The sequence below is a fragment of the Paenibacillus barcinonensis genome (assembly GCF_003217495.1).
Taxonomy (GTDB): domain Bacteria; phylum Bacillota; class Bacilli; order Paenibacillales; family Paenibacillaceae; genus Paenibacillus; species Paenibacillus barcinonensis.
This window is the reverse complement of the sequence record NZ_QJSW01000007.1, coordinates 196,641-218,744: the sequence shown is the minus strand read 5'-3', so window position 1 is coordinate 218,744 and position 22,104 is coordinate 196,641. Positions and strand designations below refer to the sequence as shown.

Annotated in this window: 10 protein-coding genes; 5 read left to right on the top strand and 5 right to left on the bottom strand. The window is 47.4% G+C overall.

The genetic code is table 11. The annotated features are described in order from the left end of the window. The first annotated feature begins 5 nt into the window (after positions 1-5). The 3 genes from DFQ00_RS13645 (at position 6) to DFQ00_RS13635 (ending at position 6,427) form a co-directional block, all read left to right on the top strand. Complete coding sequence (locus DFQ00_RS13645; protein WP_110897030.1) at positions 6-2,348, top strand: 5'-nucleotidase C-terminal domain-containing protein; 2,343 nt, start codon at positions 6-8, stop codon at positions 2,346-2,348. Between the two features lie 460 nt (positions 2,349-2,808). After that, positions 2,809-4,254 carry a DEAD/DEAH box helicase gene (locus DFQ00_RS13640; protein WP_110897029.1) on the top strand — a complete coding sequence of 482 codons (1,446 nt, stop codon included), beginning with the start codon at positions 2,809-2,811 and terminating at the stop codon, positions 4,252-4,254. Between the two features lie 190 nt (positions 4,255-4,444). After that, positions 4,445-6,427 carry an AraC family transcriptional regulator gene (locus DFQ00_RS13635; RefSeq protein WP_167433709.1) on the top strand — a complete coding sequence of 661 codons (1,983 nt, stop codon included), beginning with the start codon at positions 4,445-4,447 and terminating at the stop codon, positions 6,425-6,427. A gap of 182 nt (positions 6,428-6,609) precedes the next feature. Here DFQ00_RS13635 and DFQ00_RS13630 read toward each other — a convergent pair whose 3' ends face one another. Continuing rightward, complete coding sequence (locus DFQ00_RS13630; protein ID WP_110897027.1) at positions 6,610-7,386, bottom strand: SDR family NAD(P)-dependent oxidoreductase; 777 nt, start codon at positions 7,384-7,386, stop codon at positions 6,610-6,612. A 354-nt stretch (positions 7,387-7,740) separates the two neighbouring features. Here DFQ00_RS13630 and DFQ00_RS13625 point away from each other — a divergent pair, with 354 nt between their 5' ends. Both DFQ00_RS13625 and DFQ00_RS13620 read left to right on the top strand, forming a co-directional pair. Next, positions 7,741-9,609 carry an AbfB domain-containing protein gene (locus DFQ00_RS13625; protein ID WP_110897026.1) on the top strand — a complete coding sequence of 623 codons (1,869 nt, stop codon included), beginning with the start codon at positions 7,741-7,743 and terminating at the stop codon, positions 9,607-9,609. Positions 9,610-9,752: 143 nt separating this feature from the next. Continuing rightward, positions 9,753-11,867, top strand: coding sequence for a CAP domain-containing protein (locus DFQ00_RS13620; RefSeq protein WP_110897025.1), 2,115 nt, complete (start codon positions 9,753-9,755; stop codon positions 11,865-11,867). 123 nt (positions 11,868-11,990) lie between these two features. Here DFQ00_RS13620 and DFQ00_RS13615 read toward each other — a convergent pair whose 3' ends face one another. The 4 genes from DFQ00_RS13615 to DFQ00_RS13600 all read right to left on the bottom strand — a co-directional run bounded on the left by DFQ00_RS13615 (position 11,991) and on the right by DFQ00_RS13600 (position 22,100). Continuing rightward, positions 11,991-12,554, bottom strand: coding sequence for a hypothetical protein (locus DFQ00_RS13615; RefSeq protein WP_110897093.1), 564 nt, complete (start codon positions 12,552-12,554; stop codon positions 11,991-11,993). Between the two features lie 268 nt (positions 12,555-12,822). Next, complete coding sequence (locus tag DFQ00_RS13610; RefSeq protein WP_208643783.1) at positions 12,823-19,749, bottom strand: InlB B-repeat-containing protein; 6,927 nt, start codon at positions 19,747-19,749, stop codon at positions 12,823-12,825. 455 nt (positions 19,750-20,204) lie between these two features. Further along, complete coding sequence (minD, locus tag DFQ00_RS13605; RefSeq protein ID WP_110897023.1) at positions 20,205-20,993, bottom strand: septum site-determining protein MinD; 789 nt, start codon at positions 20,991-20,993, stop codon at positions 20,205-20,207. Positions 20,994-21,398: 405 nt separating this feature from the next. Then, entirely contained in the window at positions 21,399-22,100 is a 702-nt protein-coding gene (locus DFQ00_RS13600) for a response regulator transcription factor (protein WP_110897092.1), read from the bottom strand. Positions 22,101-22,104: the final 4 nt, after the last annotated feature.

The following is a 22,104-nucleotide window of genomic DNA, read 5'->3' as shown; positions in this document are numbered from 1 at the left end:
TACACATGAGTACACATGCCTTGAAACGTTTCGCAAGCTGGTCTTTATCTGTTCTTTTAGGCACATCCCTGCTGTTCACACCGCTCGCTTCGGAAAGCGCTCAAGCGGCTGAGAGCGATCAGGAAACCACCGTCACCTTGCTTGGTACATCTGACATTCACGGTCGATTCATGCCTTGGGACTATGCATTGGATGGGCCAAACCCTTCCGGCAGCATGACTCAGCTCTATACGATGGTGAAAAAAGTCCGCTCCGAGAATCCGAACACGATTCTGCTGGATGCCGGTGATATGATTCAGGATAACTCTGCGGAGCTGTTCAATGATCAGCCCAAGTCTCCAATGATGGTTGCAATGAATGAAATGAATTATGATGCCTGGGTGATGGGCAATCATGAGTTTAACTTTGGTCTGGACGTGCTGGAGAAAATCTCTTCCCAGTTCAAGGGCCAGGCGCTTGTCGGTAACATTTTTAAAGAAAACGGCGACCGCTACATGCCTGCATATACGATTATTGAGCGGGACGGCATCAAAGTAGGTGTCATTGGCATGAACACGCCGATGATTACCGAGTTTGAGAAAGGAACCGATCATCTGCATGGTGTCATTGTCAAAGACCCGGTCGAAGAGACTCGCAAAGCGATTGCCGAGCTGAAAGGCAAAGTAGACGTGATGGTTGGTCTTATGCATATGGGGCTCGATAACGAGAACGGTAAACCGGGAACCGGGGTGACGGATATCGCAAATGCCAACCCGGAGCTGGCTGCTATTTTTGCCGGACACATGCATCAGCTAATTGAATCACAGACGGTGAACGGGGTGCTGATCTCCGAGCCGAACAAATATGGTACGCATATGTCACGTATTGATCTAACGTTTGCCAAAAAGGACGGCAAGGTTGTGCTCAAGAGCAAGGAAGCCAAGGCACTCGCCGTCAAAAAAGCCGATGGCACATATGAAGTATCCGATCCTTCCTTGGAAAAAACATTACATCCATTCCACGAGTTCGCTCGTGCGGATGCCAACATTGTGGTAGCTCAGTTGAAGGGAATGAACCTGGTTCCCGCAGACGAGGTTAAGGGGATTCCAGCGGTACAGATTCAGGAGACACCCCTTTCCGACTTTTTCACCGAGGTCATGCTGCATTACAGTAACGCCGATGTGGTCGCACATCAGATTGATAACGACAAGGCCAAGCTCGATGTTGGCCCGATCAAGAAAAAGGATATTGCGTTCAACTATCAGTACACGTTTGGTGAAGTGACGGTATATGAAGTAACCGGGCGTGATCTGAAGGATTATATGGAGTGGTCGGCGGGGTACTTTAATGCTTCACGCCCTGGGGATGTCACCATCAGCTTTGATGCGAAGCGCCGTGCTTCCAAATACAGTACCGATGATTTCTTCGGTGGCGTAACCTATGAGATTGATCTGACCAAGCCTTATGGCAGCCGAATTACGAACTTGAAATACAGCAATGGCAAAGCTGTTCAGGCAGCGGACAACCTGAAGCTCGGTATGAATGCGTACCGTATGGAAGCCCTGATTGCCAAAGGAGGAGCACTCGAAGGACGTAAGTTCAAGCAGCTATGGTCCTCCAAGGATGCTTCAGCGTTCGGCGAAATTCAAGGTACGATTCGTAACCTGTCGATTGCCTATCTAAAGGAGGTTATGAAGGGCGTCTACGAGCCGAAGATTCAGCACAATTGGAAAATTACCGGCGTAGACCTGACTGCACCAGAACGTGCAGATGTTGTTGAGCTGATTAACGATGGTGTGATGTCCGTGCCGACAACGGAAGACGGCAAATATACGAACATCGCCTCCATTAATATTCTGGACGCTGTAACTGCCGATGAGATCCAAGCCCTGTCTTCCAAAGCTGGAGTCGATGCAGCGCTGTTCAAAGGTGTGAAAACGAAAGGTGCATTCTATCAGCAGCTAAACAAAGCTCGCAAGGCCGAAGCTGGCAAGCCCGGTGAAGGCAGCGATGGCGGCAAAAACGAAGCAGCAGCTCCTTCACCGGAGAAACCGGTGACTCCAGCGGAGCCGAAGCCAGTGCCAACACCAGGAGCATCGAAGCCGGATGGAGGCAAACCTAGCAAACCATCAACGTCCACGGGGCAAAATCAGCCTGCTCCAACGACTTTAGCCAAACAAGCACGGGTTACAGCAGCTTATCTGAACGTACGCGCTGACGCATCCTCCAAAGCCACAGTCATTACTTCCGTACCGCAGGGTACAATGCTTGAAGTGATCAGCACAGACGCTGGATACGGCTGGGTTAAAGTAAAGCTGGGCGGACGGGTAGCATATGTATATGGCAAGTATGTAACTATTTTAAAATAATCACTACTGAAATACTCCGGGCGGTGCCTCCATGTCATTATGGTGTCATCGCCCCTTTTTGATATGAAATGCATATTGCTGCACACCTCCTACTATAAAGCAGCTATACTTGCACCTGAATGCTACAAATCGTTTCACGTGGAACGTTAAGCATTATTCACTCATGTGCTTCTGAATCCTCTGGAGGTCTCTACAGCATACTGGCTCAGCCCATTGGTAGACGTTAAATCGAACCGATATAGAGGGGCAGCGATACACAGATAAAGAGGTAGGATATGGCCCTATGATGTTAAGCCTCTTTATTTACCACCCTGCATCACTTGCACATAGGGTATAATAAGACGAGTATACGGTACATGTACGGTGCAATGCTTGTAATAAGATCATGGGTATGTGGCATAGGCCCACGTCACGTGAGTACACTGTCCGCATCCCAAACTAAACGCAAAAGAGGTAAATGATGATTAAAACGCAGTTTAAAGATTATGGCTTGAGTGATGAAATTGTGAGAGCACTGGACAATCTGGGCTATGAGCAGCCTACCGAGGTTCAAACACAAGTTATTCCTGTCGCACTGGAGAAGCAGGATCTGGTCGTTAAATCCCAGACAGGCAGCGGCAAAACAGCCGCATACGGCATCCCGCTCTGTGAATTGGTGGACTGGAATGAAAATAAACCTCAGGCCTTGATTCTGACGCCTACACGAGAGCTGGCCTTGCAAGTCAATGAAGATATCACGAACATTGGACGCTTTAAACGTATTAAAGCAACCGCTCTGTATGGACAATCCCCTTTTCACATTCAAAAAGCCGAGTTGAAACAACGAACCCATGTTGCCGTAGGTACACCGGGCCGGGTTCTGGATCATATTGAACGAGGCACGCTGCCGCTGGACCGTATCGCCTATCTGGTTATTGATGAAGCAGACGAAATGCTGAACATGGGCTTTATCGAGACGGTACAGGCTATTATTCAGGCGTTGCCGCAGGAACGCACAACGATGCTGTTCTCCGCAACGTTCCCGGAAGATGTGGCCAAGCTGTCCCGGCAGTACATGGACACCCCTGTAGAGATCGAGATCAAAGCCAGTGGACTCACCACAGCCACGATCGAGCATGCTGTAATTCGCACATCGGAAGTAAATAAAACCGCTCTGCTGCAGGACTTGTTTATTATGGAAAACCCCGATAGCTGCATCGTATTCTGCCGTACACAGGAAAATGTTGATAAGCTGTTTCGCGTCATGGCTGACCTGGACTATCCGGCTGACCGCATTCATGGTGGCATGGAGCAGGATGAACGGATTGAAGTCATGAATGCCTTTCGGCGCGGACAATTCCGCTATCTGGTGGCAACCGATGTAGCCGCGCGGGGGATTGATATTACCAACATCACTCACGTGATCAACTTCGACATCCCGCTGGAAAAAGAAAGCTATGTGCACCGCACAGGCCGTACGGGACGTGCAGGGCAAACCGGCAGAGCCTTCACGCTAGTCACACCGAAGGATGGCAGACGTCTCGCCGAGATTGAAGCGTACATCGGATTTCAGATTCCTGTTGTCGAGGCTGCTTCTGAAGAAGAGGTGGATCGCCACAGGGAAGCCTTTGAGCAGCGGCTCCGCATCGTACCTGAACGCAAGAAGGACAAGCGTGAGCAGCTGAACCAGCAGATTATGAAGCTGAACTTCAACGGTGGCAAGAAGAAGAAGCTTCGGGCTGTTGATTTTGTAGGCACGATTGCCAAGATTGAAGGCGTCAGCGCAGATGATATCGGGATTATTACAATTCTCGATAATGTAACCGATGTTGAGATTCTAAATGGCAAAGGTCCGCTCGTGCTGGAAGTTATGCAACATACGACGATCAAACGCATGCAGCTCAAGGTTCGCAAAGGCCGAAAATAAACAGATTCATTCGCAAGTCCAATACAACGATCGACCGATCATACCAAGCAAAGGATGTATCTTATCATCCAGTTACAAAACAAGGGGTAGCTGACCTGAAAAGGTCCGTTATCCCTTATTCTCTCTTTACGTTGAGAATCATTATCAATATAATATAAGAAATGCCCTGCACGGTAGGAGGATGGTACAGATGACCCTTACACTAGACGATCATATCCATTGGTGGAATTATTCTTCGATCCAGGTCATGGATATTCGGCTTGCCGTGCTGGAGCCCGGAGAGAACACACAACGTTATCAGCTCCCTTCGCATGCATTCGTATATGTGCTGGATGGACATGCTTCATTGCAGCTAGATCACAAGGTGTATAACCTGAGACGATTCCATGTCCTTCAAGGTGGCCGGGGAGCCTTTCTGAATATTATCGCAGAGGAACGGTTTGAATATTATTTAATCCTGTACAAGGCCAGCCTGATGCTGCCCGCTTCCCATCCCCTGATGAAGCGACCGCTGACCGATAGTCCCTTCCAGCATCAGTGTGTATTCCTCCCCGAATATCCTATTTCACTGCTTCGCAAGCTGGAGGATATGTACGAGCATTGGGCAAACCCGGATAAGCTCCATCAGCTTCAGGCAAGAACACTGTTCTATCAGTTCGTTCACGCCCTTCTCTCACAAATGAAGCAACAAGGCATTGCCCCCGTCCCTCCTGACCTGTCCGCTCAAGTGATACATTATATGGAGCAGCATTACATGGAACCCATCACACTGCAATCTCTGGCGGACCTATTCGATTGCAGTGTCAGTTATCTGACCAAACAGTTCAAATCGCGTGTACAACAAAGTCCAATTCGACTGTTAGTGACGATTCGCGCACAGCAGGCTGCCCGTATGCTCAAGCACGCAGATACCCCTCTTCAGGAAATCGCTGAACTGGTTGGATATCCAGATGCCCATACGTTAAGCCGCAGTTTCAAAAAAATATATGGTGTAACGCCAACTCAGTACCGGGCGGCTAATTCACCCAAAGGAAGCTTCATACCGGATATGCCCAAGGCACGTACCCGATCTGCCCTTGTTGCTACTGGAAGCGAATGCTATAGTTTCATTGATTACGATTCTCATTTACATTCAAGCGGAGGTTTAACCATGGTTAAAACAAAACGATCATCATCCATTGCCACAGCGGCATTGCTCTTGTGTTTCACCTTGATTCTCTCGGCATGTGGCGGCGGAGCAACAGCCACGAACAACACAGGCACAGGTAAAACAGTCGAATCGGGTGTATCTCAACAAAAACCAGCTACAGCATCCGAAACGTCTACTGCGGCAACCCAGACTTATACTGATAGTAGAGGAACCATCACGATTCCCGCTCACCCGCAACGAATTGTCGATCTGACAGGTAGTGCCATCGGTAATTTGCTGGTGCTTGGAGTCAAGCCGGTAGCAGCGACATATGATGCGATGCGCAACCCATACCATAAAGGCATGCTGGAAGGCATCGTTGATCTGGGCGAAGGGAGCAACGCTGAAGCAATACTGAATCTGGAACCGGATCTGATCATCACGTACGACTATCTGGTGGAAAATCAATATGAAGCCTTGTCTCAGATTGCCCCTGTGGTGAGTCTGAAATATGGTGCAGCCAATCCCCAGGAGCTATTGCTGGAATTCGGCAAGCTAACAGGCAAGGAGCAAGAAGCTCAGGCATGGATTGATAAGTGGAATGCCAAAATTGCCGAGGTTAAACCACAGATTCAGGCGGTCGTAGGGGATCACACGGTATCCATCCTTCAACCTTATTCCAAAGGAATATATGCGTGGGGGAACAAAGCTGCACGAGGCGGGGAGATTCTGTACGGAGAATTCGGTCTGAAAGCCCCTCCTCTGATCGAAAAGGAACTGATTGACGGAAAAGGCACGGGTGCAAGCCTATCGTTGGAGCAACTGCATGAGTATGCAGGCGATTATGTCTTCACAAGCAACTGGGGCTGGGATGACGGTAATCCGGATGTCGTATACAAAAGCAACGTATGGAAGGCATTACCCGCTGTTAAAAACAAACACGTTTATTTCATTGATGCAGATGGTTCATTTTTTAATGACCCCATTTCTCTTGAGGCACAACTTCAATTTATTGTAGACAGCCTCTTGAACAAATCAAAATAGCTGCTCGCTACCAGCACACTCATAATCAAGCACATTCATTGTGCTGACAATGCTGGAACAATCCCCTCCTCCGTCACTATGGAGTCGAGGGGATTGCTCTATATCCTGCATACCCTTCGGATGCAGGATATATCTTTTATTTTCACACACTGCTCCACCAATCCGTGTGTACATTTCACAGGTTACAGATGTGATCCACCGCTGGCATCGAGACATTGCCCAGTAATCCAGCGGCTGTCTGCTGACGCAAGAAATGCCGCTACATCTGCCACATCCTCCGGCTCTCCCCAGCGGTTCAGGACAGACAGGCCTGCTGCATACGCCTGCCCTTGCGGATTCGTGAGTGTTCCTGCATTCATCTCGGTATTAATGATGCCTGGCTGGATTGCATTGACTGTAATCTGGCGGCTTCCCAGCTCTTTCGCCAGCAGCTTGGTGAAGGTATCCACTGCGCCCTTCGTCATGCTATAGGCAAACACCCCAGGGGAAGCTACTCGTGTAACAAAAGAAGAAATATTAATGATTCGCCCTCCATCCCGCAGGCGCGGGACTGCCTGCTGTGTTACAAACAAAGGCGCTTTTACATTGATGTTCATCACTTCGTCGAAGGAAGCCTCTGTCGTCTGCTCCAGACCAAGAATTTGCCCGATCCCCGCGTTATTTACCAGAATGTCCAGCTTGGCATCTCGTCCATGCTTCTGAACAACCTCATCGACCTTTGCAAATAATGTATGAATGCCACCCAGCGTGCGTAAATCTGCTCCAATGGCTTGGGCCTGTCCACCATGATCTGCAATATGCCGTACAACCTGCTCCGCATCGTCTTGCCGTGTACCGAAGTGCACAAGCACATACGCGCCCTCCTGTGCCAGACGGATTGCAATACTGCTTCCAATGCCTCTGCTCGCTCCTGTTACCAAAGCAAATTGTCCTTCCAGTCTTCTGCATGTCTCGTTCATAATGTTATCCCCCTACTGAATGAAGTAGCACCCGTCACGGGCACAGGACAGTTATATCATGAGACGACATACACAATGTTGCTCTCCTATTCGGCACAGACAATCCATTCAGCATATGTAGATCATATCCGTACATCCCTTGAGCGGAGTTGAAGGCTTTTTTTCAAGATTCAAAGAGAGGTTGTCAGCTCCAGCAGGTTCGTTGGCTCCCCCTCGCTCTTGCCGCTCTTGCCCTGTGACCTTTTTGCTTTGTTCATCTCTCATCGAAATGTTCACTTGCCAAAGATTGTAAATCAATTACAATGTAAATGAAAGCGCTATTATTTATTCCTAATTTCTGTGGAGGTGTACGTAATGGGGAAACGAAAGACGATCTGGCTTCTGGTATTCGCGCTCGCATTCACCTTGTACGGCCTGCATTCTGAACGAGCCAGTGCGGCAAGTGTGACCATCACCAATGGCACCGATTGGCTTGATACGGCAGGCAATCCCATTCACGCAAACAGCGGTAACATCCTGCAGGTCGGCTCCACGTATTATCTGTATGGCGAACATGCAGTAGGCGGAAAATTCGACAGCGTTAATGTCTACACCTCTACCGATTTGAAAAACTGGACCTTCAGCAACGCTATTCTGACCAAAGACTCCGCCACCGAGCTGGCCTCCAGCAAGATTGAACGACCCAAAGTGATCTATAACGCCTCAACCAAACAATATGTGCTCTGGGCACATTATGAGAATGGCACAGATTATAATCTTGGCCGCGTAGCGGTCGCAACAAGCAATACACCTAACGGCAAATTCACATATGAGGGCAGCTTCCGCCCGCTCGATTATGAGTCACGGGACATGACTGTTTTTGTGGATACAGACGGCACAGGTTACCTGGTTACAGCTTCCCGCAAAAATGGCGGTGCAAATGATACGATGGCTATTTTTAAAATGAATGCAAGCTATACGGGGATACAGTCGTTTGAAGGATGGCTATTCGAGAATGTCTACCGTGAAGCCCCCGCCGTTGTGAAAAAAGGAAACCGCTACTACCTCTTCACCTCCCAGGCTGCCGGCTGGTATCCGAATCAGGGTGCTTACGCTACGGCAACATCCATGACTGGGCCATGGACCGCACTCACACCTTACGGCAATCCGTCGGCCTTCGGCTCCCAGATTCATGATATTGCCACGATTCAGGGCAGCAGCACAACCTCCTATATTTATATGGCTGATCGCTGGAATCCGATGAATCTTGGCGAGCATAAGCACATCTGGCTGCCGCTCACGCTGAATGAGTCGAGCGGCACAGCCTCGCTGGAATGGTATACAACATGGAATATTGACGCGGCAACGGGACAGATCACCACACCCGCACTTATCAACCATGCTCAGGGCAAAGCGGCTTCGGCCAGCTCCACAGCCTCCGGCTCATCTGCATCCAACGTCAATGATGGCAACTACCAGACTTCATGGGTGGCCTCCTCCAATAGCTGGCCTGCCTGGTGGCAGGTGGATTTTGGAGCACCTAAGACGATTACGGAGATCGACATTTCGTGGTTTATGTATAAGGGTTCTGAAGGGTACTACAAATACAAAATTGAGATTAGCAACGATGGTGTTAATTACTCCACCTTGGATCGCACCAACAATCTGACCTATGGTTTCACCACGGATGCTGTGCATTTTACTGCCCGCTATGTACGGATCAATATGGTCAATGCTGTCTTGTGGAACAATCCCGGCAACTGGTACACCCCAACGCTGCATGAAGTCAAAATGCTGGGGCCGTCTAACCCTGAAGCCACTGGCTACAGTCAGTTTGTTTCACACAACGTACCGGATCGCATGATCCGTCACGCCAATTATGTCGCTCGCATTGATGCCAATGTCTCCCCTGTTCTAGATTCACAGTTCCGCGTTGTACCAGGCCTTGCCAGCTCCAGCGGCATTTCATTAGAGTCCATCAACTATCCGGGTTATTTCCTGAAACGGAACACCAGTAACAAAGTTGTACTCGAAGCATTCTCCAACACCACGGATTATAAAGGAGATGCCACGTTCCTCATCAGCCCTGGCTGGGCCGACAGCAGCAAAGTCTCCCTGCAATCCTTCAGCCAGCCCGGATATTACATCCGGCATTATGATTACGTGTTACAGTTGGATACAGTGAATGCCTCCAGCAGCACTACAGTGAAGGGCGATGCTACATTTGCACGTATGAATTTCTAGTGTGAATCACCAGGAAGAGGCTTTCTCTGCGGACTCATAACGGAGAGAAGCCTCTTTGTGCTGTCCAAAAAACACATTCAGATCATGAATGTAAACACATCACACATGGCATACAACTTTGATGGAAGGATTAACAAAGGTAAATGTCGAATTTTATCATATTACACAAAAGGAGGTTATATCCATTGCTTAAGCAAGAACCCTCTTCAAAGCCGGGAATTCACTTCATGACCAGAATTGCTTATCTGTTCGCTTTCCTGTCTCTTCTTACCTTGGTGACATCCAATTCCAGTTTCAACGGTACATCACAAGCCAGTGCAGATAACAGCACAGGCTCCGGGTATACTCAGGATCAACTGGATGCGCTTGATTTTCTCAACTCGGTTCGTGCAAAAGTTGGCGTACCCCCAGTGAAATTGAATGTAGCAATCACACGAGCTGCTGAGAATCACGCTTCGCATTACAACGATAATAAAAGCCAGCTTACCGGATTGAAAGCACACTCCGAAATTGAAGGCGGGCCAGGATTCACAGGAACAAAAGCAAAAGATCGTCTGATTGCCGCAGGTTATACAGCTTCTTCAAAGTATGGTTTATCCACTGGAGAGGTCATGCATTTCAATCAGAAAAGCAGCTCTGAAGCAATGCAAGGATGGCTGGATACGGCCTATCATCGGGACATTATTTTAGACCCCTACTTTAGTGAAATAGGTATCGGTCTCGTTGATGGTACAGCTGTGGTGGATATGGCCGGACCTACGATCATTTCATCAAAAAATGATATATTGGCGGTATATCCCTATAATCAACAGACGAATGTACCCGTAGGGTTCTATGGACAAGAAATTCCTAACCCTTTGGATCGGTTTAAAGTGAAATTTTCCGGTTATATCATATCGGCTACTGCAGAAGATACAATAACCAATCCTCAGGTGGAGATTAAAGATAATCTGGGGAATGCAGTTCCCTACTATGAGGAGCTACAAGGCAACACCTTGTTTGTTTATCCCAAGTCTGTTTTAAAAGGGCATCATACGTATACCGTATCACTTACCTATTCCACCAGCAAAAATGCAGAATCAAAATCAAAAACATGGTCGTTTACTACAGGAGAGGGACAAGCCCTTAATTATTTTGAACCTTTCACAACGGAAATTACGTTAAATCAGGATGAGCAGCAGCAAACGATATGGATCAGTCACTACGACGATACCACTGCTGATGAGAAAACCGAGGGAATGCGCTACATAAGCAGCAATGATAAAGGACTTCGAATATCCGCATCGGGAATGATTACTGCGATCAAGCCTGGTGACTACACGATTAAAGCCACATTAGAAGGACAAACATCACTGGTCAAGGTTAAGGTTTATCCCAAATGGAAAACGAAAAACTACAGTAGCGCTCTCAAGGCATTGCCTTTGGATTCTACCGGCCACTCGTTACGGGAAACACTCGAATGGGGGCTGAAAGAGGGGATTATTACCCCGGCAAGCAACGGAAAACTGAAACCCGATGCAACGGTAAGTGAAGCTGAGTTCTGGATGATGCTACTGAAAACATATAGGGTTAATATCACATCTTACCAGAGTGGCAAACAGACCTTGGTTGATGCAGCCTATCAGATTTCCAAAGATCGCAACTATCCGCTAGCTGGCATAGCAAAGAAAGAGAAACGTAACCAGCCTATAGATCGGTTAGAGATAGCAGAGATTGTCGCTGCCGCAGACGGAATGTACTTTAATGGATATAACGCTGTCCAATATGTACTCGCCAAAGGTTACGTCCGGGGTGTAACCGAATTGTCCTATGCCGGTTATGAAGGCGATCGCAACGTTACGAAGGCAGAAGCACTTGTTATTTTAAAGCACTTGCAAGGTTCACTATATAGCTTGAAGGGTCGCCCTTTGCAACCTACTGACAAGTCTGCTCTTCCTGAAATGCCACAAAAGGAAGTTTATATCAAACCTGCAACCTATAAAGACCAATCCTTCTTTGCTCAGTATGAGCTTGATGGACGTTTAATTTTGGAGGGTAAATTTCTGAGCCTTAAAGGACAGAGTGTTGTTATTAAAGTACAGGAAGGTCCTGTATCCGTCCATATTGAAGATATCACTGTACAGTTTGACGAAACTGGCAACTTCCATGCAGAAGTTGGGCCGTACACACCGCAACGCCTGAACTTGTATTTATCTGACACATCAAAATCATCCTTACGTTTTTTGAGTGTTGAAAAAGGAACAATCAATCAGTTCTGATCGTATCTACACATCCATGATTCAGCATCTCTACAGGCTCACCCTGCTATCCGATAAGATGCAGGGTGACCCTGATTTTGAGGGTTCTTATCATAGGAATCCCGAACTACGAACGTCATTCTCCTAGCTCTCGACGGCAGGATTAGAGAATTGAAACACAAGCTTCGGCCCATCCTCACAGCCTGTATCCGCAACGTTCTCTTCATACACGCCTTGAGTATAATTAGATACCGTCTTGCGCCAGAAATGCTGACCTACTTTGTTTTTCTCCGCTGCATTGGTGAATAGCGCCCAACTGCCCCGAAACCTCTCAAAGATTGTTGCCGCCGCCTGCTCTGCAAGCCCCAACCCACGGAACGGCTGTAACAAGAAAAATTCATGCATGAAATAATCAACGTCCTGCCGGCAATAAGGCGGCGTGGCGACAAAGGCAAAGCCCGCGGGCATACCCGATACCGTCATCAGAAAAGGATAGAGATGATCCGGGTCTCCCCACCATATGTTTTGCACATCGTATTGATCCTGCAGTGTCCTGTACTCTGAGCCGACTTCAAATATGCCATGCTCGTTTGGCCTGTGTTCTTCTTGTAATCCGTAATGACCGGACAGGTCGTGCAGGTATAACGGGTACATGTTTTTGATGATATAAGCCTGCTTCTGATCCGTTAGTTCAATTTGAATGTTCACTGGATTCACCCTTTCTCTCTTGGCTTCATTGTAAGGTGTGCTTCTGTAGACGAATATGGAACGTTCTTTTGTTAATCAATGTCTACATATAGCTGATTTAAATAAATACACTTTTCAGCATAAAAAAAGAGTGCACTTCAAAGCACAAGAACGGGAATCGACGTTTTACTTTTTTCCCTGTTAACACAAAAAGGAGCTGCCCCAGCCAAGACTATCGCTCTTGGGACAACTCCTTTCCTGCTCTTCTGTTACAATCAGTCAGCCTACACTATTGTAGCTTATGCTTCATTACAATTGTTTTACCAGAAATTGAATCTTGGAAAATCATATAAAGGTTACCGTCTTTTCCCTTAGTGATTCTTAGCGTATAATTTTTAGTTGAGTATAAACCTTCACCCACCGGATTCCATTTTCCCTCATACTTCACTACGGTTGTACGATTTCCATTTGATTTATCTTCATAAGAAACATAAGGAGTACCATAGTTGTCAATAGCGAGCCCCAGCCTCCTGTAGTCGGTGCCATGCTCACCAACCCTTTCCCAATCTGTACCGTTATATTTCTTTAGAACCCATGAAGAAAGTGATGAGTAAAGAACATAAGGCACTCCATCCGGGTCGAGTTCCATCTCTGCTATTTCCATAATAGGCCGTACTTCCACTAAACCCAAATCACCGACCCTCTCCCATGCTCCATTCATATATTTCATGACCGCTAGACGCAGGCCGCTTCCATTTAAAGCGGGATTACCTCTGTTGATCATTTCGAACACAGCGTTTAATACGTACGGGGTATTATTTTTATCAAACTTGATGACTGCGTTAGTCGTTTTTCCTACGAAGCTCTCACCACCAGTTACAGGCACCCATTGATTCTCTTCATACTTGACCACCTGCAATTTTCCGTTTGAACCATTGTAAACCAAGTAAAGAACGTTATTTTGGTCAAAAGCAATGTTAGATTTTTCTCCCGAAAGAGAACCATTGCGTCCTATATCTTCCCAGGTATCACCATTATATTTTTGCACATATACACCTTCACCGCCGGAAGAAGTATGGTAAAGAATGTCCTGATTATCCAGGGCAAACTTCGTATTGTATATAGTGCTCCCCGTACCCTCGTAGATGTTTTTCCAAACTCCTGCCTCATATTTGTCCAAATACAGACGATCAGAACGTTTATAAGAGGCATAAGTCGTACCCTGACTGTCGGTTAAAACTTGATAAGCCTCGCTACCCTCCAACGAATTACCTACGTTGAACCACGGTGTTACGATCCATTTTGCGTATAGGGTAATATTGGTCGTCACTGCAGTTTGAAAATCGTAGGCTTGCGTCCCTTCAAGGTCGCTGTACCAGCCGTCGAACCTATAACCCTCCCACGTTGGCATTGACGGTTCTGTCGCTTTTTCTCCAGGACTTACCAATTGTCTCTCTACATCCGATCCACCGTTGCTATCAAAGCTCACTGTGTGTTTGTTGGATGTCCACTTCGCATACAACGTTAGATTAGACGTCACCGATGTCGTGAAGCTGTAAGCCTCGGTTAGATCAATGTCACTGTACCAACCGCTGAATATATACCCGTCCTTTGTTGGTACGGTAGGCTCCGTAGCATGGTTGCCATTTTCTATCGTCTGGTTATCCACGGACGATCCATCGTTACTGTTGAAGCTGACCGTGTATATCGCTGTCCATTTCGCGTACAACGAGAGGCTCGCTTTCATCGGTGTTGTGAAGATATAAGCTTGAGTCCGATCGATGTCAGTGTACCAGCCGCTGAACTTATAGCCTTCACGTGTTGGCGCATCAGGTTCCATAGCTGCTTCCCCGTCCTCCACAGACTGGCTGCTCACCGTTGATCCTCCGTCACTGTTGAAGCTCAGCTTATAGCTATTCTTCGTCCACTTCGCGTAGAGTGTCAAAGCTTCCATAATCACTTCCGTAAAGCCGTAGGCAGTCGTCAGCTCCATATCGCTGTACCAGCCACTGAAAGTATAACCATCAAGTGTTGGAGCTGGTGGGGCAGTAGCAACGGCACCTTCGTTTATTGTCAGATCTTCTACTGTTGATCCACCGTTACTCTTGAAATTCACAGTATAGGTTTTCGGCACGTAAAGCGTCCACTTGGCATACAACGTAATATCTGTCGTCACCACTGTCGTAGTGAAGTCATAGGGACTTGTCAGATCCATATCGCTGTACCAGCCACTGAACACATAACCTTCCCGCTCTGGGGTAACCGCGAAAGCCTTGGATCCTTCAGTAACCACTTGGGGATCTACTGCCGACCCTTCATTACTCTCGAAGCTCACGGTATAACGAAGCATCCAATTTGCGTGCAATGTAAGGTCACCCGTAACAGGTGCTGCGAAGTCATAGAGGTTCGTCAGATCGCTGTCACTGTACCAACCGCCGAATACATAGCCTTCTTTAGTCGGTTCATCAGGTGTGTTAACCAAACCACCGTACTCTACCGTCAGACTACTCACGTCTTCCGTCCCGCCATTGCTGTTAAAGTTTACCGTGTAGGTGTTAATCGTCCACTGTGCAGTGAACTTGATACTCTCCTCAGGCATAGTAGTCGGAGGAGTAGGTGTCCAGCCTGCGAATACATGTCCTTGCCACGTCGGTGTACCTAGATAGAGCTGTGTCGTAGCTCCAAATGGAACTTCAATCACTTTGGTCTCTTGCCCGGAGCCATTGTAATCAACAGTCAACGTATGGGCATCACGCTTGTAGTACAACTTCAACACTGTCTTGCCATTGCCGGTTATTGGACTCTTCAGTACCGTTTCCGGAATATTTTTATCTAATTTAAATCCTGCATAAGATCTTGGGGTTACATTCTCCAGAGTTGCCTCTGTATCGGTAGCTCCGCGATACGTTTCTGTATCCGCTACAGTATAAGTGTCGCTCCCCATATTTTGCTTAAAGTATACGACTTGATAAGGCGTATCTTCCTTGGCAGTCCATGTTGCGGTATACTCCGTATTCGAAGTCGGCATCGTGCTTGGCACCTCCGGGGACCAGCCGGCAAAAGTGTAACCCATTCTTGTCGGCGTTGGGATGCGACCCGCAATATTCCTGCCAGCCGGTTCGGTTATCGTGCTGCGCGCAGCACCTGGATAGCCCAAATTGAAAGTGATGGTCTTACTTGCTCGATAATAATCAATCCTCACAACTGTCGATCCGTCACCTTTAATTATGCGTCCGCTAATCTCTCCGTTCATATACCCTTGATCCTTGTATCGGTCAGAGTCGATGCGAATTTCCGTATCCGTCGTTCCGGTTAACCGTTCCGTATAATCAGGCGAAGTCGAAATTGCCTTGCTTGTATTCGGATCTATCAAATAATGCTGGACTGTATATGACGTGTTCGTGTTAGCCGTCCATTGTGCATACAATTCGTAATCTTCCTTAGGCATGTGGCTTGGAATCGTTACCTTCGTGCCTCCAGTAGGAGCCGTATACCAGCCTTTAAAGGTATAGCCTGGATAAACAGGCGTCCTTACATTAACCGCTGAATTATAAACAATAGGGAGAACCTGAGTCACCCCACCGTTCTGCGGATTCAACTGGAAGATATATTCACCTGCCGTGACGCGCCATGTCAACGGAATCTTACGCTTGATCGGATAAGACATGAATGACAATGGTGCACCCTTCCAAGTGATGACCAGATTACCCTTACTTACTGGAACGCTGGTATTCACCACCTCAACCTTCTGCGTACTGGAATTATACTTGAAGTTCGCATTATCTACTTGAATATCAAACCTCGCTGCTTCATACGCTTGGGTATCTACATCACCTGTCTTAAGATTAAATGTAGTCATCGTAAGCAATGACTCTGGCACATTAAGAGATGCTGCAGCACCCGCCATATCTATTCCAAGCTTCATATCCTGTGGATAGGCGAAGTCGTAGACGTTCTGTTCTTCTCCAATCGTATACAGTGGCCACTCTTTACTGACCAGCTCCACGCCGTCCGAGAGCGCTCCATCGCCTAATTGAGCGCCGAGTTCGACCTCCAGATAGATACCGATCTCAACGAACAGGGCACCTAGAGACTTCGTGGTCTTCACCCCGCTCAGATTTTTCAACTGATAATAGAAATAGCCCCACAGATTCACATACACGCCGGGCTCTACAGCAAGTCCAACGCTATTTAACTTGACACTCCCAATTCCCGCTTTGACCTCCATATGAATACCGGCTCGCAATCCGATCGTTCCCATTACATAGAAGGTAAACTGGTAATCACCGTCTCCTGGCAAGCTGACTGTATTGCTCGTACCACTAAAACTCAATATACGTAAGGTCACCGAGTAGCGCTTGGCCATCTTATAGTAGAAATCTGCCCCGATCGTCAAGTTCACCTGGGCACTAACCACAAACTCTGCTTCAAATTTGACTTCCACAATTCCATAAGCTACACGTTGACTGTTTTCAAAAAGCTCTTTCTTGATTAAAGGAACCCATTCCGTGTCTTTCTCCAGCATCTCTTGATACTGTTTCTTCAAAGTCTCCCCATCTACGGCGGTATCTTGTACCCCCGCCATGATCGCTTCAAGCTCTGTCGCAATGTTCCGTACCTGACTCAATTTTCCAGAGGTTTGCGCATCCAGCCAGTCATTCAGCGCAGCTTCCAACTTGTCAGGTTCGACAAGCCCGATCTCTGCCTTGATGTTCATCCCGGTATAGCTATAAGCATCCAGATTCGCGGTGATTACATAATCATCGATGACTGGGAAGATAGGAATATCGCCAAAAAAGGTCGATATTGTATACCAGTGCCATTGCGTATCTGAATTAACGCCGAGATCCAGGCTTATCTCCTGAACGAATGTACCGATCATATGGATAACCAGACTGCTATCTTCATTGATTTTAACAACAATATCTGCGCCCACTTGTAGCGTAGCGCTCACTCCAGAGGTTCGACCGTCAATGTTTTTTAGCTTCGTACCCAGCGATGCAACAACGGTCAAATTCTCCACACTTACTCGCCCTTCGTCGCGGAAGGATGCACGAGAGGACTGGGCCTTGATCTCCTGAATCTCCTTCGTCTCCATAGCTAGATCAGACAGATAATCTGCGGCCTGATCGACAAATCCGCTGTCTCTCGCTTGCTGCTCAATTTGCCCCTCGAGCTGTGTGATCTGCTCTTCCGTCAGCAACTCTTCCCCTTCTATCGCTTGCTTCTGATAGATGTTGAACGCATTTGTGACGTCCTCTACCGTAGCATCGGTATACGTAATGATATCCATCTCTGCCGCTTGCGTAATCGACGTGATTCGTCCATAACCGACGGACTTAAAATCTTCTTTGGCGAATCCACCTTCATAGAATCCGATAAAGTCGCCTACATCCACCGTAGTCAGCTCATCCAAGCCGAGTGGCTCATATAGGCTGTCGCTATAGTTCATCACGGTATGCTTAACCGTGATGGATTTGTTATTGGGTTCTCCATCCGTATCTGCTTCAACGCTCACCGGTAGCACATCAGGCTTGAAAAGCACTTGCTTGGCATCTGCGTGATCGTAAGTATAAGTGCTTCCGTCTATCGAGGTGATCTGGACATAGGCCACATCGCCATCATCTTCACCCGTGGTTTTTAACGTACGCAGATCCGGGCGAACCCCTTGATAGATGGCTACGGTATCGCCAACGTGTATCACGGTGCTGCCGGAATACATGAACGTTCCACTGCTCGCATTGGCCTCGGCAAGGGCATTTCCGCTACCACCCACCGTTGTGCTGACAACCGGAATGGATGGTGAGCCTACAGCAACGCCATGCAACATCATATCCCTGATGTCTGTGAACGGAAGATAAATCATATCCGGATTAAGTGGAATATCCAGAGCCTCTTGCTTGGCTATACTAAATACGTAGATGTCTGTCGTTGCGTCTTGTTCTTGGAAAGACAGCTTGTCGTCAGTTAACGTTAGTTGATACGTATTGCCTTCGACGAATTTGCTATCTTCCGCTGCGGACGCTACCGTGAAGACTCCGTTCCCGCCAGTGACCTTAACCCCCTCGAAGTCTGGGTTTGACGTATCCTCGAACGTCATCCCCGCTTTGACCTCGGATACCGTCAGGCCACCTGATGCATCGATTACCGTGATAGTGAAGTCTGGTGCCACATCCATCACCGAGTAGCTAGGCGTGTTTTGTACGGCACGATCCACACTATCCGTATACTTTGCATACAATTTTGTATCCGCGCTCAGCGTAGTGCCACTTGCGAAGATGAGTGAAAGATCACTATCTATAAACCACCCTTGAAAAATATATCCTTCTCTTGTCGGGGCGGGTAAGTTATTTAGCACTTGACCTTTCCGTACTTTCTGCGCGTCGACCGCTGTGCCTCCATTGCTCTCAAAAGTAAGTATGTACGTCTCACTATCAGTGTTACCGCTACCTCCGTTGTTACCTCCAGATGTTCCTCCACCGTTATTACCACCAGAGGCTGGCGTTGGCGTTGGTGTTGGTGTTGGTGTCACCGTCGGGGTCGCTGGATTCTGATTTTTCCACGCCTCGACAACCCCATTGTTGCGCATGAAAAGAACTGCCGCCTCCGCGCGAGAAGCTTGTTCACGCGGGTTGAAGTTACCCTTTTCGTCTCCGGTAAACACCCCGGCTTGCCACAGCTTGACAACCGCGTCAGCAGCCCAAGACGAGACGTCCGCGAGATCGCCCGGTTTCGTCGTGACTGGATTCTCGGTCTGATAAGGAATCTGCTCGCTTTCAAAATAACGCAACGTCATCGTTGCCATCTGCTCCCGGGATACGGTGGCATTTGGCGAGTATTTACCTCCACCTGTACCGTCGGTGATTCCTTCCTTAACTGCCCATTCAACATACGGCGCATACCAACTGCCCACTTGTACATCGGCAAAGCTCGAAGTAGAATAGGCCCCTGTATCTACCCTGGCCATCCGTCCGAGTGCCGTCACGTACATGGCACGTGTCATTGTCCCTTTAGGTGAGAAGGTGCTTTGGTCTGTCCCGCTGAATATGCCCTGCTCATGCACATGGACGACCGCATCGTGGAACCAGTCCGTTGGACTCACATCCTGAAACCCACTAGATTTGGTTACTGCTGTATGCTGGATCGGCAGTTCAGCCGCTGCTGCCGACTGCACCGGAAATACAGGCACGGCAGAAACAATTAAGCTGATAACCAACATCCACAATAGAATCTGTGAGCTCAACTTCCTCAACCGTTTTGTTGCTTTCATCACATTCATCCCTTCTATGTATAAAACTAAAGAACCGACTTCTAGAATCTGACAAACAGCAGATTCATCTGCTTTTAGACACTTTCGTCAGTTAAAAATCAACCCTCTTCTCGCTAACCACCGCAATCGGATGGATCCGAATCGGGAAATTCTATTGATTTTTCTCCCCGAATTCTATCATGCTACATGAGTGGCTTGTGAATTATAAAGAAAACTTTAAGTAAGCAACAACTCGCAAGCGAAAGCATCATAGACATAAAAAAAATAGCGGCTTAGGAAATATACCTCCTATACCACCATTGATCAGAAACTCTATAGCTAGCCTATCATCCATTCCAGATGATTCGCGCCCAAACGAACGATCCATATACCAAAATCGACTACATCAAACTGCTCTCCCCCTAGAACATTCTTTGAGGAAGAGAGAAAAATCTTCTATGCGTTCTCGATTGTAATGAGATAAAAGGCTCTTGCTGATTCTTCGCCACATTGTGGGCAATGTGCCGAAAGCGCTGCCCGCTTTCGAACTCGGGATCAAGCGCAATCGGGATACCTTTATGTACGGAACGTATAACTTCTACATCGCTATGGATTACGCCGATCACACCGATATTGAGAATATCAATGATGGCCTCCATCTTTACCGTTGCCGAACGAGCTCCCTGTGCGTCAGCCATATTAATGATGAGCTGTGGAGGAGCCGGGATCATATTTTCTAATAATCCGATTACGCGATCGGCATCCTGAAGCGACGTACGATGTGGGGTAGTGACGACAATGGCCTCATCTGCAGCTAAAGCTGTATTCCAGAAGCCATTTTCAATGCCTGCCGGCGAATCAATCAGCACATAATCATAATCTAGGCCTATTAGCTGCACAACCTCGCGAAAAGCTTGCGGATCATCTTGATGCATCACGTCGTTACTACAGGAGATAAAGAACAAGGTGCTGATTCGCTTGTCTCTGACAATCACTTGCTGTAAAGCACAACGACCGGTCAGGAGATCGGAAATATGATAGTTTACCCTATTGCTCAAGCCAAGTGGAATATCCAGATTTCTCAATCCAAAATCAGCGTCGATCAGGCAAACCCTGCTACCCGATAAGGCAAGGGCAGTCCCCAGATTAGCCGTCACTGTCGTCTTCCCAACTCCACCTTTCCCTGATGTGATACAAATAACTCGTGCCATTGGAGCCACTTCCTTCTTCAAGTACTAATGCGGACAGCATGACAACCATTTCTTCTCGTGTTGTCGTTATATCGACCACTGTAATTTTATCATTGTGGATTGGCCTACTTGAGAAACCTAAAGAAAACTTTAAATCCGAGCGTATAGGATCATTTAATTCTTCTAAGAGATGGCACATCCTATGGACGGGAAAGGAAAAAGGCAAACTTGTGTTAAGGATTTCAATACCTTGTGCCGATTACGAAGCTTGTGGAAAGAACAAAAAATAGGAAAATCACGTCAAGTACCATCCAACGTCATTTTCCTATTTAGAACGAAATATCCCCAAACCCGGTCCGGGCAAATTAACCCCTCAATATTTTACGAATATTCCGCACCAATTATATTAGACTACCTACCATAATGTTAGGTTCTCGCTAACGCACTGTTAGCAACCAACATATAGCCGCTCCCTCGAACCGTAATGATTCGTTCAGGCTCGGCAGGGTCATCCTCAATTTTTTTGCGCAAATTACTGATATGTACAGCGACCGTTCTTGTATCCTCCAGACTTTCCATTCCCCAGATGATTTGAAACAATGTATCGACACTGATAACACGATTCACATTTTGTGCCATATAGGACAGCAGACCAAACTCCTTTTTGGATAAAAAGATAGGCGTCCCCCCCGTGTTAACAGACTGTGTATAAAAATCCAGTGTCAAACCCGGCAACTCAAGCAGCTGTTCCTTTCTTCCCGACGACACTCTGCGAAGATGCGCCTTGATTTTGGCTATGAGAACTCCAGGACTGAAAGGCTTGGTTACATAATCATCGCCACCATAGGTTAATGCGTTAATTTTCACTTCGTCTTCCTCCTGGCTGCTCAGAAAAACAATCGGCGCACTGGTAAACTTACGTGCATTCCTGCACCAGTCAATTCCGTTTTCATTAGCCAGCAATATATCAAGTACAATCAAATCCGGCTCGAACGATGTGAGCAGTCTCATCGCTTCTGTCCCGCTATGACTGTAGGTGGAGATAAACCCCTCCCGTTCGCAATACACCTGAACAATCTCGCATATATGAGGATCATCATCAACGATCATTATTTTGTGAGTGTCCATCCCA